Source organism: Microbacterium sp. MPKO10 (assembly GCF_026107415.2).
Taxonomy (GTDB): domain Bacteria; phylum Actinomycetota; class Actinomycetes; order Actinomycetales; family Microbacteriaceae; genus Paramicrobacterium.
The window spans coordinates 249,334-265,244 of record NZ_JAPCHX010000002.1 but is presented as its reverse complement, the minus strand read 5'-3'; the positions used below and the strand labels follow the sequence as shown (position 1 = coordinate 265,244).

15 protein-coding genes are annotated in these 15,911 nt (G+C 63.9%); 3 read left to right on the top strand and 12 right to left on the bottom strand.

Going from position 1 to position 15,911, the window contains the following annotated elements; genetic code table 11:
• Positions 1-23 precede the first annotated feature (23 nt).
• Both OK352_RS05875 and OK352_RS05870 read left to right on the top strand, forming a co-directional pair.
• Complete coding sequence (locus tag OK352_RS05875; RefSeq protein WP_265140517.1) at positions 24-857, top strand: purine-nucleoside phosphorylase; 834 nt, start codon at positions 24-26, stop codon at positions 855-857.
• The gene (locus tag OK352_RS05870) at positions 857-2,554 is read left to right on the top strand and encodes a phospho-sugar mutase (RefSeq protein ID WP_265140516.1); all 1,698 of its coding nucleotides are present in this window, start codon (positions 857-859) and stop codon (positions 2,552-2,554) included. The genes OK352_RS05875 and OK352_RS05870 overlap by 1 nt, the downstream gene beginning before the upstream one ends.
• 96 nt (positions 2,555-2,650) lie before the next feature.
• On the opposite strand, the gene OK352_RS05865 is transcribed toward OK352_RS05870, so the two are convergent.
• The 5 genes from OK352_RS05865 to OK352_RS05845 all read right to left on the bottom strand — a co-directional run bounded on the left by OK352_RS05865 (position 2,651) and on the right by OK352_RS05845 (position 6,696).
• Positions 2,651-2,926: a PTS sugar transporter subunit IIB gene (locus OK352_RS05865; protein WP_265140515.1), complete on the bottom strand. Its 276-nt coding sequence runs from the start codon at positions 2,924-2,926 to the stop codon at positions 2,651-2,653.
• Positions 2,923-3,381: a PTS sugar transporter subunit IIA gene (locus tag OK352_RS05860; RefSeq protein WP_265140514.1), complete on the bottom strand. Its 459-nt coding sequence runs from the start codon at positions 3,379-3,381 to the stop codon at positions 2,923-2,925. The genes OK352_RS05865 and OK352_RS05860 overlap by 4 nt, the downstream gene beginning before the upstream one ends.
• A 104-nt stretch (positions 3,382-3,485) precedes the next feature.
• Entirely contained in the window at positions 3,486-4,592 is a 1,107-nt protein-coding gene (locus tag OK352_RS05855) for an adenosine deaminase (RefSeq protein ID WP_265140832.1), read from the bottom strand.
• Between the two features lie 201 nt (positions 4,593-4,793).
• Positions 4,794-6,368 carry a glycosyl hydrolase family 18 protein gene (locus OK352_RS05850; protein ID WP_265140513.1) on the bottom strand — a complete coding sequence of 525 codons (1,575 nt, stop codon included), beginning with the start codon at positions 6,366-6,368 and terminating at the stop codon, positions 4,794-4,796.
• A 67-nt stretch (positions 6,369-6,435) separates the two neighbouring features.
• The gene (locus OK352_RS05845) at positions 6,436-6,696 is read right to left on the bottom strand and encodes a hypothetical protein (RefSeq protein WP_265140512.1); all 261 of its coding nucleotides are present in this window, start codon (positions 6,694-6,696) and stop codon (positions 6,436-6,438) included.
• Positions 6,697-7,087: 391 nt separating this feature from the next.
• Here OK352_RS05845 and OK352_RS05840 point away from each other — a divergent pair, with 391 nt between their 5' ends.
• Positions 7,088-7,414, top strand: a complete 327-nt coding sequence (locus OK352_RS05840; RefSeq protein ID WP_265140511.1) for an L-rhamnose mutarotase — start codon at positions 7,088-7,090, stop codon at positions 7,412-7,414.
• A gap of 159 nt (positions 7,415-7,573) precedes the next feature.
• Here OK352_RS05840 and OK352_RS05835 read toward each other — a convergent pair whose 3' ends face one another.
• The 7 genes from OK352_RS05835 to OK352_RS05805 form a co-directional block, all read right to left on the bottom strand.
• Positions 7,574-8,872: a thymidine phosphorylase gene (locus OK352_RS05835; protein WP_265140510.1), complete on the bottom strand. Its 1,299-nt coding sequence runs from the start codon at positions 8,870-8,872 to the stop codon at positions 7,574-7,576.
• A gap of 58 nt (positions 8,873-8,930) precedes the next feature.
• On the bottom strand, positions 8,931-9,341 hold the full coding sequence (locus OK352_RS05830; protein ID WP_265140509.1) for a cytidine deaminase: 411 nt from the start codon (positions 9,339-9,341) through the stop codon (positions 8,931-8,933).
• Between the two features lie 8 nt (positions 9,342-9,349).
• Positions 9,350-10,636: an ABC transporter permease gene (locus OK352_RS05825; RefSeq protein ID WP_265140508.1), complete on the bottom strand. Its 1,287-nt coding sequence runs from the start codon at positions 10,634-10,636 to the stop codon at positions 9,350-9,352.
• Complete coding sequence (locus OK352_RS05820; protein ID WP_265140507.1) at positions 10,633-11,880, bottom strand: ABC transporter permease; 1,248 nt, start codon at positions 11,878-11,880, stop codon at positions 10,633-10,635. Before OK352_RS05820 ends, OK352_RS05825 begins: the two co-directional genes overlap by 4 nt.
• Positions 11,877-13,391, bottom strand: coding sequence for an ABC transporter ATP-binding protein (locus tag OK352_RS05815; protein ID WP_265140506.1), 1,515 nt, complete (start codon positions 13,389-13,391; stop codon positions 11,877-11,879). The genes OK352_RS05820 and OK352_RS05815 overlap by 4 nt, the downstream gene beginning before the upstream one ends.
• 93 nt (positions 13,392-13,484) lie before the next feature.
• Positions 13,485-14,570 (bottom strand): BMP family lipoprotein, encoded by a 1,086-nt coding sequence (locus OK352_RS05810; RefSeq protein WP_265140505.1) that lies wholly within the window; start codon positions 14,568-14,570, stop codon positions 13,485-13,487.
• 261 nt (positions 14,571-14,831) lie between these two features.
• Positions 14,832-15,908, bottom strand: coding sequence for a BMP family lipoprotein (locus tag OK352_RS05805; protein WP_265140504.1), 1,077 nt, complete (start codon positions 15,906-15,908; stop codon positions 14,832-14,834).
• Positions 15,909-15,911 lie beyond the last annotated feature (3 nt).

Here is a 15,911-nt window from a genome sequence, read left to right as displayed (position 1 = left end):
TCTGCACCGCTTAGACTGGGTGGATGCCAGAGACGCACACAAACCCCCTGGATGCTGCGACGGCAGATCCGTTCGAGATCGCCCAGCGAGCGGCCGACGACATCGCCCGACTCACGGGCGTCGAGAAGCACGACATCGCCCTGACTCTCGGCTCCGGCTGGGGCCGAGCTGCCGATCTCATCGGAGAGACCACGGCAACTATTTCCGCCACCGACGTCACCGGATTCTCGAAGCCCGCACTCGACGGTCACGTCGGCACGCTCCGCTCGATTCTGCTGGAGAACGGCACGCGCGCCCTCGTCATCGGAGCGCGCACGCACTATTACGAGGGCCATGGTGTGCGCCGGGTCGTACATTCGGTGCGCACGGCAGCGGCGGCCGGCGCCACGACGATGATCCTCACGAACGGCGCCGGTGGTATCAAAGACCATTGGATGCCGGGTACGCCCGTTCTGATCAGCGACCACATCAACCTCACGAGTGATTCGCCGCTCGAGGGCGCCACGTTCGTCGATCTCACAGACCTCTACTCGCAGAGACTCCGCGACATCGCGCATCGCATCGATCCGTCGCTTGACGAGGGCGTCTACTGTCAGTTCCGCGGCCCGCACTACGAGACCCCGGCCGAGGTGCAGATGGCGAAGACGCTCGGCGGTCACATCGTCGGCATGTCGACGGCGCTTGAGGCGATCGCTGCCCGCCAGGCCGGCATGGAGGTGCTGGGTATGTCGCTCATCACGAACCTCGCCGCCGGCATCCAGGCGACCCCGCTGAGCCATGAAGAGGTGATCGAAGCCGGGCGTGCTGCCGAGGCCGAGATCGGCAACCTCCTCGCCCGAATCGTCACGGAGCTGTAATGGCTGAGAACACCGAGAACACCGCAGATCCCATCATCGACACCGCGCGCGCGTGGCTCGCTCAAGATCCGGACGAGACGACGCGTGAGCAGCTTGACACTCTGATTCAGGATGCTGCCGCGGGCAGCGAGATCGCCGTCGACGAACTCCATTCGCGGTTTGACACGCGCCTGTCCTTTGGCACGGCGGGTCTCCGCGGCCGCATCGGTGCCGGCTCGGCTCGGATGAACCGCGTTCTCGTTGCGCAGGCAGCCGCCGGCCTCGCCGCGTTCCTGCTCGCCCGCGACCAATCCCCCAGCGTCGTGATCGGCTACGACGGGCGCACGAACTCCGATGTCTTCGCTCGTGACACTGCCGAGCTCATGGCTGGCGCCGGCGTCCGGGCGATTCTGCTGCCGCGGCTTCTGCCGACGCCCGTGCTCGCCTTCGCCGTGCGGCATCTCGGAGCATCCGCCGGCGTCATGGTGACGGCCAGTCACAACCCGCCGAAAGACAACGGGTACAAGGTCTACCTTGGCGACGCAGACGACGGTTCGCAGATCGTGCCTCCGACGGACGGCGAGATCGCCGAGCAGATCGAGCGCGTCGCGCGCGATCAAAGCGTCCTCGACCTCCCGCGATCCACGACGTATGAGATCGCTGACGAATCCGTTGTCGACGCCTATGTCTCGGCGACCGCGGCCCTGCTGCCTTCAGACGCTGACCAGCTCTCCGTCGTCTACACGGCAATGCACGGTGTGGGGTGGGAGACCTTCGCGAAAGTCATCGATGCCGCCGAATACACGGCCGTCGCGTCGGTCCCGGAGCAGCAAGAACCGGATGCCGCGTTCCCGACGGTCTCGTTTCCGAACCCGGAGGAGCCCGGCGCCCTTGACCTGTCGTTCGCACTCGCTCGTGAGGTCGGTGCCGAGCTGATCATCGCCAACGACCCGGACGCCGACCGCATGTCGATTGCGATCCCGGACGCCGAGAGTGCCGAGGGGTACCGTCAGCTCACGGGCAACGAAGTGGGCTGGCTACTCGGCTGGGAGGCCGCGCGTCAGGCTGCAAAGGAGGGCACTCCGGATGCCGCGCTCGCGTGCACCATCGTGTCGTCACCGGCGCTGGGAGTGGTCGCCACGGAGTACGGCCTGCGGTTCGTCGAGACACTCACCGGCTTCAAGTGGGTCTCCCGCGTTCCAAGCCTGGTGTTCGGTTACGAAGAGGCCATCGGGTATCTCGTGAATCCGGATGCTGTCAAAGACAAAGACGGCATCTCGGCCGGCGTCGCGTTTCTCGCCCTGGCTGCTGAGGCGAAGCGCGAGGGGCTCACTGTCGCGCAGCTGCTCGATCAGTTCACTGAGGCGTTCGGTTTCTTCGCGAGCGATCAGCTGTCGGTGCGTGTCACTGACCTGTCGCTCATTACGGCGATCATGACGGAGCTGCGTGAGAACCCGCCGACCACACTCGGGGGTGTCACGGTCTCGCATGTCGACGACCTTCGTCACGGTGCGAACGATCTTCCGCCCACCGACGCGCTGCGCTTCTCGCTCGAGGACGGTTCGCGCGTGATGGCGCGGCCGAGCGGCACGGAGCCGAAGCTGAAGTACTACATCGACGTCACGGCGCCTGCAGAAGAGAGCGAACGTGCACGTGGTGTGCTCGCCAGCATCCGCTCTGACCTCGACGCCTTCTCTCAGCGGGTCGCCGAGCGCTGATCGCGGGCTGCTGAGCCTGCCAGGAGCTGCTGCGGGTTGCCAGGAGCTGCCTCTGGCATCACCGCGATGTGTGCGCAGAAGCGCAGGTGTGCTCGACTAGCCGAGCGCTTCGTCGAGCTTGCGCTCGATCTCGTCGAGGTCGACGTAGCTGTTGATCTCGACGACGTCGGCGAACGTGCGGCCGATGTGCTTCACCAGCTCGGGCGACGTCAGAATCACCTGCGCGTCGGCAGCATCCGCCTGCACATTGTTGACATCGGTCGCCGTCACCATCGCGTCGATTCCCAGGCGCGCGAGCACACGCTCGGCATTGACCTTGAGAATGCCCGAGGTGCCGACGCCGGCGCCGCACAGCGTCACGATGCGTTTCATGACGAGACCTCGTGGGCGATGCCGAGGATGCTCCGCACGGACTCAGGCGTTGTGGCCGCTGCCAGCTCGCCGATGGTTGACGGATTGTTGAAGACGTTCGCCAGTGCGGCAACGCCAGCAACGTGTTCCTCCGACGACTGCACGGCAAGCCCGATCACGACAGACACGGGGTCGTTGTACGGATGGCCGAACAAAACGGGCTCGGTCAGCGTGACAACCGAGAGGCCCTCGGCGTGGACGTCGGGGCCGGGTCGGGCATGTGCGAGCGCGAGGCCCGGGGCGATGACGATGTAGGCACCAAACTCCTCGACGACCTGGACCATTCGCTTCGCGTAGTCAGCGGTGACGGCGCCGCTCAGCTCGAGAGCCTTGCCCGCGAGCATCACTGCCTGCTTCCAATCACGCGCCGAAGCGCCGAGGTTCAGGGCGGAATCGGGAAGCGGTGGCAACGGCATCGGCACTCTCAGAAGCTCATCGTGGGCACGTGACGCTCTCACTCGGTTATCGAATGGGCGCGCCCAACGCCCTCCAGTTTATGACAGGCCACTGACGACGCGAGTCATGCGCCGTAACTCTCGGCGTCTTCAAAGCCCTGACTGATGACATCCACGAGATCCTCACGGTCTTCCAGCGGCAGGAATGCCGACTGTGCCGCGTTGAGCTGGAACGTCTCGATGTCCGCCAGATCGTACGAGAATGCGTCGGCCAGCTGCGCCAGCTCACGGGTGAGCGTCGTGCCCGACTGCGTGCGATTGTCGGGGTTCACGGTGACGCAGAACCCCAGCTGGTACAGCACATCGAACGGGTGGTCACCGATCTCGGTCCCCCACGCGTCAATCGCTCCGGTCTGCAGGTTCGATGACGGGCTGAGCTCCAGTGCGATCTCACGATCCTTGACCCACTCGGCGAGGCGCCCGAGCGAGACATAGGTGTTCTCGTCGTCGCTGCGCACCGTCGAGATGTCTTCGGCAAGCCGCACACCGTGACCAAGCCGCAGCGCACGACCGTCGACAAGCGCGCTCTGAATCGAGTGCAGTCCGTCGGCCTCTCCCGCATGCACGGTGACCGGAAAGTGGTTCACCGCGAGGTAGTCGAACGCCAGGCGGTGTCTGCTGGGCAGGAATCCGGCCTCAGCCCCGGCGATGTCGAATCCGACCACACCGCTGTCGCGATGCCTCACGGCAAGCTGCGCAATCTCGAGTCCACGATCGGCGTGCCGCATTGCCGTGACGAGCTGACCCACCCGGATGCTGCGCCCCAGCCGATCGATATCGGCGACGCCCGCTTCAAGCCCCGCCTGCACCGCCTCCACAGCCGCGTCGAGGCTGAGCCCCTTCTCGAGGTGCTGCTCGGGCGCCCACCGCACCTCTCCGTACACGACGCCGTCGTCGGCGAGGTCGTGCACGAACTCGCGGGCAACGCGCTCAAGAGCGTCTTCGGTCTGCATCACCGACGTCGTGAGGTCGAACGTCGAGAGATAGTCGACGAGGTTGCCTGCGTTGCACTGGGTCACGAACCAGTCGGCCAAGCTGTCAGCATCCGTCTCTGGCACACTGACGCCGGCTTCGTCGGCAAGGTCGAGAATCGTGGCGGGCCGCAAGCCGCCGTCCAAGTGGTCGTGCAGCGACACCTTCGGCACGTCACGCAGGTTGACGCGGCCGAGCATGTCATCGTCGAGTTCAGTCACGCCCTCAGGCTACCGTGCGGAGGCAGTCGTGAACAGTGCATGTTCGCGGTGTCCGCGGCGCGGTGCAGCGAACGCACCGCGAGAGCATCATGAGGCACCTGTCAGAGCCCGGGCGACGACACGCGAACGGGCTGGATGCTGCCACTCACCCAGCCCGTTCTCGCGTGACCTCCGTCTGAGTCAGCTCATCCGGCGACGCACCACGATTGCCCCACCTCCAAGGAGTACGAGCACCAGTGCAAGCGCAAAGAGACCGGATGGATCCGCTCCTGTACGCGGAAGGGAGCCTGCGTTTTCAGAATCGTCGGCACTTGCCTTCGCATCAGCAGCAGCATCGGCGTCGCTGCTTCCGCTCGGCTTTTCATCTTCAGCATCCGAGCCTGAATCAGACTCTTCCTCGTCACCGGGATCCGTTTCCTCGCCTTCACCCGAGCCAGGTGCCTGCGCAACGGTCACGGCGAACGTCACCGGGGCGCTCTCGCCGAACGCGTTCGTCGCGATCAATTGCGCCGTGAACGTGCCGGGCTCGGTCGCAGTGCCGAGGATCGAGTGGCCGTCCAGCTCAAGCCCGGCAGGCAGTTCGCCCGAGACGACCGCGATGTCGAGCGGCCCGGCACCGCGTACCGAGAGATCCACTGCGATGTCATCGCCGACAGCGATGTCAAACTCGTGACCTGACGACAGCGTCGGAGCCGAAAGCGGGCCCATCTCACTGGCGCGCAGCGTCGTGCCGAGCGCGTTGCCGAGCTCATTCTGGTAGTCCCCAGAGAGATCCCACCACATAGCGCCGCCGTAGCCTGCCGCGGCGATGTGCTCGGCTTTGGCCGTCACTGATGCCGGTGTGTCGAGACTCCACCATTGGCTTGCCCCCTCGGGCGCACCGTCGTCTTCGGCGGCTGTCACGGTGTCGTCCCCGCCCGTTCCCTCAACGAAAATCCACGCTGCTCCGGTCTCCGGGTCGAAGTGCCGCTCACCGGTCTCTCGCAGATCCGCATACGTCGCGGTACCGATATATCCCTCGGCATCCTGCCACGCAGCGTTTCCGTTCTGAACGCCGTACCACCCGTGCCCGTAGGCGGCGAGGCCCGCGTTCAGTTGATCAGGGCGCGCTCCAGCATCAAGGTACGCCTGCAGTTCCGGAGCCAGAGCGAGACCCCAGTTGTTGTCCCCATCCGGCCAGAGGTTGCCCTGGTGACCGGTCTGATTCGGCACCCAGCCGCCGTGATAGTCATATCCCTGAACATTCAGAAAATCGACGCTCTCGAAGATGCGTGCGTCGCGCCAGCCGCCCTGCGTATTCCATCCGCCGACTGGTGCGAATGCGCTCAGCAGGTAGCGTTCGCTGTTCTGCTCACCGAGAGCATCGAGCTCGGCGCGGAACTCAGCCATGAGCGCAATGAAGTTCTCGGCGTCCTCGGGCGTCGCATTCGGCGTCTCGCCTCCCGTGACAGGCCATTCCCAGTCGATGTCGATTCCATCGAAGATTCCGGCAGCCGCGCCGTCGCCTCCCTTCCCTTCGTACGTCGGGACGTTCCCCTCGATGTACAGATCCAGGCAGGAGTCGACGAGCTTCTCACGGCTCTCGGGCGTGGATGCTGCCTCGGAGAAGTAGTCGGACCAGGTCCAACCACCAAGCGAGATCAGGATGTTGATGTCTGGGTAGTGGGCCTTCAACTTACGCAGCTGGTTGAAGTTGCCGGCAATCGCTTGATGGTCGGTGTCCGCGACACCGTCGACGGAGTCCTCCGCAGCCACGGGGCGCAGGAAGTCGTTGTAGGCGTCACCTTCATCGACAGCGGCCTCATCGCGACCATCGACGATGTCACACTAATTCGCTCGTGACGTTTCCGAACGCATAGTTGATGTGGGTCAGATCGTTGATCGCACCGCTAGAGATGATGTCGGCGATCTGAAAGTCGCGCGTTTCGGGCGACTCGGCCATCACGTAGCCGACACTTCGGTACCCATTGAGAGGGGCCGGATCGGTCTCCGGGTTTGCGGCGAACGCGGGTGTTGAGAGCGGGACGGCGAGAACTGCAGCGGCTACGCCGATGGCGAGAGCGCGTCGGGATCTTCGGGTCATGGTTCCTCTTCGAACTGCCGCTCGTGGAGCCGTCGGGCGACGGCTTCAAAGGCACGGGGCGGCTGTGGAGACCGTAACAAGGCGAGCCCTTAATTGGAAGGACTCCTAACAAACATCGTGGGAGCCACAGTGTGGTGGATTCTTATGTTGGCGAAGTGCACCAAAATTTGCAGACAGCTGTGCGTCTATCGCAACATCAAGATCGTGGGGTGGAGTCGAGAAGACGCGTTCACGCCCAGCCCGCAGATGCAGTCTCCGCCAGGGCCGCAGTCACAGTCACAGTCACAGTCACAGTCACGAGCACGAGCACGGGCACGGGCACACCATCATGCTGAATGCTGAATGCTGAAACGTATCATGAGACGTGATTCACCGACACGAAGGAGCGCAAGTGACCGCCACAGAACGCGTCTGCTTTCTCATGCATCTGAAGCCCGACCGCATCGACGACTATCTCGCCGTGCACGAGCACGTGTGGCCCGAGATGCTCGAGGCCCTGCGGCAGACGGGCTGGCACAACTACTCGCTCTTTCTGCGTGCGGAGGATGGCCTGGTCGTCGGCTACCTTGAGACCGAGGATTACGAACGAGCGCAGCGCGCCATGGCCGAGACCGACGTCAACGCGCGATGGCAGGCGACAATGGCCGAGTACTTCGTCTCAGAGTCGAATCCGGATGCTGCGAGCGAGCGGCTCACCGAATACTTCCATCTCGCGTAGCACTCCCGAAAGTGAGATGCCACGATCGACCACTTGACTTTGCCGCGCTCGGGAGGGGCACATCGTGGGATCTCACTTTCGCGCATCGACCCACGGCCGTCCGCGCTCGTCAGAAGCCCCGCCTCGTGCGGAACGCCGCACGAGATGGCACCGCGTGACTCAGCCGATGCGGGCGGCGACCCGCGGCTGGCGCGCGAACGGAGCAGCTGCCGCATCAACCTCGTAGGCACCCTCAAGCGCGTCCAGCGCACGCGCGAAGCGAGCATCGTCGTCAGCAGAGAGGGTGAAGAGCGGCTGCCCCGCCGTCACGGCCTCGCCCGGCTTCACGTGCAGGTCGATGCCCGAGGCATGCAGCACAGGGTCCTGCGCACGAGCGCGGCCCGCGCCGAGACGCCACGCCGCGAGGCCGAAGGGAAGTGCCTCCTGCCGCACAAGGACGCCGGCGTGGGCTGCCGTGACCGTGTGCGATTCGCGCGCGGTCGGCAGCGCAGCATCCGGATCCCCACCCTGCGCCATAACCGTACGACGCCACACGTCCATGGCGCGCCCGTCGGCCAGTGCCACCTCGACATCAGCGTCTGGCTGGCCCGCGAGCGTCAGCATTTCGCGCGCGAGGGCAATCGTCAGCTCAACGGTGTCGGCGGGCCCGCCTCCGGCAAGCACCTCCACCGATTCGCGCACCTCGTTGGCATTGCCGATCGCTGTTCCGATCGGCACGTTCATATCGGTCAGCAGCGCAGACGTTGCCACGCCGGCATCCGTTCCCAATTCGACCATCGTGCGCGCGAGCTCCTCAGCCTTCGCGTACTCGGTCATGAACGCGCCCGAGCCGAACTTCACGTCGAGCACGAGCGACTCAGTTCCCTCGGCGATCTTCTTCGACATGATGCTCGACGCGATCAGCGGAATCGCCTCAACCGTTCCCGTCACGTCGCGCAGCGCATAGAGCCGTTTGTCTGCGGGAGCCAACCCCGACCCCGCGGCGCAGATCACGCCGCCGAGCTCGCGCAGCTGGTCGAACATCTCGTCGTTCGACAGGTCGGCCCGCCACCCGGGAATCGACTCCAGCTTGTCCAGGGTGCCGCCCGTGTGACCAAGCCCGCGGCCGGAAAGCTGCGGCACGGCAACGCCGAACGACGCGACCAAGGGCATGAGCGGCAGTGTGATCTTGTCTCCCACTCCGCCGGTCGAGTGCTTGTCCACGGTGCGCTTGCCGAGCCCAGAGAAGTCCATGCGCTCCCCCGACGCGATCATCGCCAGTGTCAGATCGCGAATCTCGCGCCGCGTCATGCCGTTGAGCAGAATCGCCATGGCAAGCGCCGCCATCTGCTCGTTGCCGACATATTCGCGCGTGTAGGCGTCGACGAGCCAGTTGATCTCATCCGTCGACAGCTCCCCCGCGTCGCGCTTGGTGCGGATGATGTCGACGGCGTCGAACGCTTCAATGCTCTCGGTCATGTGGTCCTTTCCTGAGCGGGCGGATGCTGGTGAGCTGCCGCCTGCGACACGTCGCCGATCAGCGACGGAACTCGTCGAGCTGACGCGGCCCGAACGCGTCGGGCAGCACCTCGTCGATCGTGCGGATTCCCGACACGGTGTCGAGCAGCATCCCCTCGGCCGAGTGCTCGAACAGCAGCTGGCGGCACCGCCCGCACGGCATGAGCACCTGGCCGTCGCCGTCGACGCAGGCGAACGCGACGAGCTGCCCTCCACCGGTCATGGCAAGGTTCGAGACGAGCCCGCATTCGGCGCAGAGTCCGACTCCGTAGCTTGCGTTCTCGACATTGCAGCCGGTGACGATGCGGCCGTCGGTCACGAGGGCCGCGGCTCCGACGGGGAACTGCGAGTAGGGAGCGTAGGCATTGCGCATCGCTGCCGTGGCAGCATCCCTGAGTCGACCCCAGTCGATGGAAACGGTGTCGGTCACGGCTCCTCCTACGATTTTACGTATGGACTGCCGCTGGCGGCCGGCGGCCTCGATTGGCCGACGAAGCCGGCGACGGCGAGGATCGTCACGATGTACGGCAGCATGAGCAGGAACTCGCTCTCGACCGGGGATCCGAGTGCGCCGAGCAGGTTCTGCAGGTTCGTCGCAAACCCGAACAGCAGGGCGGCGAGTGTCGCTTTGATGGGGTTCCATTGGCCGAAGATCACGGCGGCGAGGGCGATGAAGCCCATGCCTGCAGTCATATCCTTCGTGAATCCGCCGACGGAGCCGAGCGTGAAGTATGCGCCGCCGAATCCGGCGATCGCGCCCGCGAGCGAGACGTTCCAGAACCGCGTGGTGTTCACCCGGATGCCGACGGTGTCTGCCGCCTGCGGGTGCTCACCGACCGAGCGAACGCGCAGACCCCACTTGGTGTGGAACATGCCCCAGTACACGAGGGCAATCGCGATATACATCACGTAGATGATGATCGTCTGCCGGAAGAACACGGGGCCGATCAGCGGGATCTCACTGAGGAATGGGATGCTGATGCGTTCGAAGCGCGGCGGGCTGTTGAGAAGCGGCGTGTTCTCGGTGAGCACCTGCGAGTAGAGGAACGAGGTGAGGCCGAGCACGAGCACATTCACGACGACGCCGACGATGATCTGGTCGACGAAATACTTGATCGAGAACGCGGCGAGAATGAAGCTCACGAGCATTCCGGCGATCATCGCCGCGACGAGCCCGAGGTACGGGTTCTGCGTCACCGATGCCACAACGGCCGAGCTGAAGGCTCCTGCGAGCAGCTGCCCCTCGATGGCGATGTTGACAACACCGGAGCGCTCCGAGATCACACCGCCGAGGGCGCCGAAGATCAGCGGCGCCGAGAGGGCGACGGTTCCGAGAAGGAAGCCGGGCAACGGAACCGTGCCACCGGCAGCGGCCCACGCGAAGAACCCGATCAAGAACAGCACGGCGAACAGCGAGATGAGCCAGAGCCACGTGGCCGCATAGTTGATCGTGCGCCACACGGAGATGGCGGTGATGATTGCAAGAGCAATTGTGATGACGATGCCCGTCACCGCAGCGTTCATGACGAGCGGCGGCAGAACGATCGCGTCGGAGTCGTTTGAGAGTTTGAACGTCGTATCACCGTCACGAGACAGGAAGACGAAGAGGACCAGCGCCGCGATGGTGACGATGGCGAACGCAATTGGTGCCTTCCAGCTGCGCACCTTCGCAACTTCGAGGCTTTCCGAGACGGGGATGTCTGCGGCGGGCGTCGTGGTGCTCACTTGGACGTCACCTCCTTCGAGACGTTGGGTGTTGTGCGCTTCTTATCGCGCGACCCGGGCTTCGGAATGAAGAAGATCGAGCGCACGAGAGGCGGCGCCGCGATGAAGAGGACGATGACCGACTGCACGACGAGCACGATGTCGATCGGGATGCCCTCACCGGCCTGCATGGCGTAACCACCGGCTTTGAACGCTCCGAACAGGATGCCAGCGGCGAACGTTCCCCATGGGGTGCTGCGACCAAGAAGCGCAACGGTGATCGCGTCGAATCCGATGCCTGCGTCAATGCCCGAGCTGAAGCCGCTCGTGATCGTGCCCAGCACCTGTGAGACACCCGCGATCCCCATGAGACCACCGGCAATCAACATCGACCACACGTACATGCTCTTGACGTTGATGCCCGCGGTGCGCGCGGCGTTGGGGTTTTCGCCGACCGCGCGGAACTTGAATCCGAGGCTCGACCGGTTGAGGAGCCACCAGACGAAGATCGTGGCCAGAATGACGATGAGGAATCCGGCGTGGAGGTTGTAGCGCGAACCGAAGATCGGCGGCAGGATCGCCGTGGGGAGGATCGGCGCAGACTCGGGGTTCACGGTATCCGGTGCCTGGAGAAGACCCGGGGTGCGCAGCATCCACGACAGCAGATAGAACGCCACATAGTTGAGCATGATCGTCAGGATCACCTCGTGTGCGCCGGTTCTCGCTTTGATGTAACCGACGAGGCCGCCCCAGATCGCTCCCGCTCCGATTCCCGCGATGACGGCAAGAGGAAGGTGCACCCAGATCGGAAGGTGGAACGAGAACCCGACCCAGCCGGCAGCTCCGGCTGCGACAAGCATCTGACCACGGCCACCGATGTTGAAAAGGCCCGCACGGAATGCGAGAGCGACACCGAGGCCACCGGCGATGAGCGGCGTCGCGTGGTGCAGCGTGTCGGTGATCGATTTGATGCCCGCGAGGAATGAATCTCTGTTGGTGTTGTAGATCGCGCCGTTGAACAGGGCGATGTACGCACCGGACACGGCGTCCCAGATAGCGCCGAGCATGTCCGTGGGACGGGCGAAGAAATACCCGGCAGTCTCCTGAACCTTACTGTCGGTGATCGCGATGAGCACGGCACCGACGACGAGTGAGATCACGACAGCGAGCACGGTCATCATCGTGCTGCTGTTCATAATCTGCGACGCGAGTTGGTTCGCGCGCGGCGCCTCGTCTGTCTTCTTATCGGTCTCCACGTTGGTCATGCTGCGGCTCCCGTCGGCTTCTCGCCCGCCATCATGAGGCCGAGCACATCACGTGAGGTGTCACCGGGCACGATGCCGACGATCGACCCGCGGTACATGACAGCGATCCGGTCGGCGAGCGCGGCAACTTCGTCCAGTTCCGTCGACACAACGACAACCGGGATACCCGCGTCTCGCGTGGCGACCATGCGCTTGTGCACGAACTCGATAGACCCGACGTCGATGCCGCGCGTGGGCTGTGCAGCGATGAAGAGTTTGAGGTCGCGGCTGAGCTCGCGGGCGAGGACGACTTTCTGCTGGTTGCCGCCCGACAGCGTCCCCGCGTTGGACTCGACCGACTGCGCGCGAATGTCGAACTCGTCTTTTGTCTCGCGCGCGAATGTGTCGAGGTAGCTCAGTTGCAGGCTTCCGGCTTTCACGAATGGCGCGCCATTCGCCCGGTCGAGCATCAGGTTCTCTGAGATCGTGAAGTTCTTGACGATGCCGTCTTCCGACCGGTCTTCGGGAATATAGCCGACGCCAGCGTCCAGCACTTTGCGGACGGGAAGTCCCGACAGCTCGGCACCGTTGAGCATCACAGTTCCGGTGACACGCGGCTGAAGACCCATCAGCGCCTCGGTGAGTTCGGTCTGCCCATTGCCTTGGACGCCCGCGATTGCGAGGATCTCGCCCGCATGGACGTCAAAGCTGACGTCGTTGACGACCTTGAGCCCGAGCGGATCGATGACGTTGAGGTTCTTGACCGAGAAGGCTACGTCGCCCAGCTGGGGCTCGTCCTTCTGCACGGTGAGCTCAACGGCACGGCCCACCATGAGCGTCGCCAGTTCGCTGTTGCTCGCCGTCGGCTCGGCCTCGCCCACGACTTTGCCCAGGCGGACGACCGTGATGCGGTCGGCGACCTCGCGCACCTCGCGCAGCTTGTGTGTAATGAAGACGATCGATGTGCCACCGGCCTTGAGCTGCCGCATCGTCTCGATGAGCTCATCGGTCTCTTGCGGTGTAAGCACAGCCGTCGGCTCATCGAAGACGAGCACCTTGGCGTCGCGCGACAGCGCTTTGATGATCTCGACACGCTGCTGTACACCAACGGGAAGGTCTTCGACCAGCGCGTCGGGGTCAACGTTGAACCCGAATCGATCGGAGATCTCCAGGACTTTCTTGCGTGCTGTCGCGATGTCGAGAGCACCGCCGAACTTCGTCGCCTCGTGCCCGAGCATGACGTTCTCGGCGACCGTGAAGACGGGAATGAGCATGAAGTGCTGGTGGACCATGCCGATTCCGGCGCGCATGGCGTCGCCGGGGCCGGCAAAATGCTGTGCCTCGTCGTCGAGGAGAATCTCGCCCTCATCGGCCTGATAAAGCCCGTAGAGCACGTTCATGAGCGTGGACTTGCCCGCTCCGTTCTCGCCGAGAAGACAGTGGATCTCACCAGGTTCAACGACGAGGTCAATGTGGTCGTTGGCCGTCAGCGATCCAAATCGCTTGGTGATGCCGCGAAGTTCGAGCTTCATGTTAGGGATCCTACGGTTTGAGCGTCCGTCACAACAGAGGAGGCCAGCCGGGTCGCTGGCCTCCCCTGCAGTGCTGAGTGCTGTGTATCGTGCCTACTTCGGCGACGACGGGGACTTAACCTCGATCGAGCCGTCGATGATGCCGGCCTTGATCTCGTCGAGCTCGCCCTGGAGCGAGTCGCTCACCTTGTCTTCCCAGTCGTGGAAGGGCGCCAGGCCCACACCGTCGTTCTCGAGCGTTCCCACGTAGGGCTCGTTCGAGTAGTTGCCCTTGGCGGCTTCCGTGATGATGTTGTAAACGCCCTGGCTCATTTCCTTCATGATCGACGTCAGGAACATCTCGTTGTCGGAGTCGGCTGTCTCATACAGGTCGGCGTCGACACCGATCATCGCGATCTCGTCACCCGAGTCCTTGATCGCCTCGATGCCAGAGAGGAAGATCGGGCCGCCGACTGGCAAGAGCACGTCAACACCCTGGTTGATCACGCTCGTCGCCGTCTGCTTGGCCGTTTCGTTGGCGTCGAAGCCACCTGTGAACTGGCCCTGCTGAGCGTCGACGTCCCAGCCGACAACCTGAACGTCGGCGTCCTTCTGCTCGTTGTAGTACTTGACGCCGTCCGCGAAGCCGTCCATGAAGATGGTCACGGTCGGGATCTGCATACCGCCGAAGGTGCCGACCTTGCCGGTCTTCGAGGTGTCAGCCGCCGCGTATCCGGCCATGAACGCCGCCTGAGCGGTGTCGAAGATCATCGGCTTGACATTGTCTGCCTCGATCGAGTTGTCGTCGAGGATCACGAAGTCGACGTCGGGGTTCTTCTCCGCCGCCTCCTTCGTCGCGTCTGCGAGCAGGAAGCCGACGGTGATGATCATGTCGCAGCCCTGGTCGACGAGGCTCGTGATGTTCGGGCCGAAGTCTGCCTCAGACGCCGACTCGACGTGCTTCTCGTCGATGCCCAGGTCGTCAGCCGCCTTGACGAGCCCCTCGTAGCTGGACTGGTTGAACGACTTATCGTCGAATCCGCCCGAGTCAGAGACGATGCAGGGCAGGTAGTCGATGGCTTCGCCGTCGGATCCGCCGTCTCCGGTGGATTCAGGGGCTTGGCCGCAGCCGGCGAGCAGGGCGATAACGCCCAGGCCGGCAAGGCCGCTCATCACGGCCTTTCGGGTTGTGATTGTCAAGGTGACCTCCAGATATCGCGGTCTGCGGTGCCGCAGGGACTCAGGCTCAGGTTACCGAATGTGACGTACCCCAATCGTGCGTTTTCACACTTCGACCTCGAAGTGTTACACATCGATAACTCAAACCGTGTGGAGCGATCGTAAGCCGCTTTTCGCGCACTGCGCACGTTCATGCTCATATGAGCACGTGCCCTCACAGACCCTCTACGAATGAGCAGGGATCTGCACTTCAGAGCACCCCGAATGGGGTACAGGATGCTGTCAGGCGGTCGGAGAGCTTGGCGAACTCACCTCAACCTCGCCATCGATGATCTGCTGACGAAGCTCATCGATCTCGGCTGCGAGGTCGTCGCTGACAGCATCCGCCATGTCATGGAAAGGGGCGATGTCCACTCCCCCGTTTTCGAGCGTTCCGATGAACGGAGTGTTGTCGAGCTCACCGTCGAGATCGCGCTTCACGATGTCTGTCACGGCATCCTGGGTCTTCTTGAGCACGCTCGTCAGGATCAGTGGCCGGTACTCCTCTGGAAGAGTCTCGTACCCGTCGTTGTCGACCCAGATGATCGAGACGTCACCCGCGTCAGCGGCAGCCGCCGCCGCGCCTTCACCCACCTGACCGGCAACGGGCATGATCACATCTGCGCCCTGCTGAATGAGTGACTCCGCGGTCGCCTTGCCCTTGTTGACGTCTTCGAAGTCACCAGTGAACTGGCCGTCCTGGGCGTCCTTGTCCCAGCCGATCACCGTCACGTCGGCATCGTGCACCTCGTTGTAATGGGCCACGCCGTCGACGTAGCCGTCCATGAACAGCGTGACGGGAGGTTGATTTCCGCCGCCGAACGTGCCCACGGTGCCGGACTGCGTTGCTCCCGCGGCCAGGTAGCCGGCGAGGAAGGCGGCCTCTGCCGTGTTGAACACGACGGACGTGATGTTCTCGCCCTCGAGCTGCTCGTCGACGATGGCGAAGTGCCGGTCGGGGTTGTCTGCGGCGGCGGTCTGTGTGTATTCCGCGAGCTCCCAGCCGACGGTCACGATGAGGCGGCATCCTGTGTCGACGGCCTGCTCGACGTTGGGCTCGAGGTCGCTCGGAGTCTTCGACACGATCGCCTGGGCGTCGATGCCGTACTCGTCTTGCGCCTGCTCGAGGCCTTCCCAGCTCGATTGGTTGAACGAGCGGTCTTCGAGTCCGCCGGAGTTCGTGACCATGCGAGCGCAGTAGTCGGCGTTGTCCCCTCCCGCGTCTCCGCTGTCAGATTCGGGCGCTTGGCCGCAGCCGGAGAGAACGAGGGCGGATGCTGCGGCGAGCGCAGCGACGGATGCGAGGTTACGGCGGTTCATGTG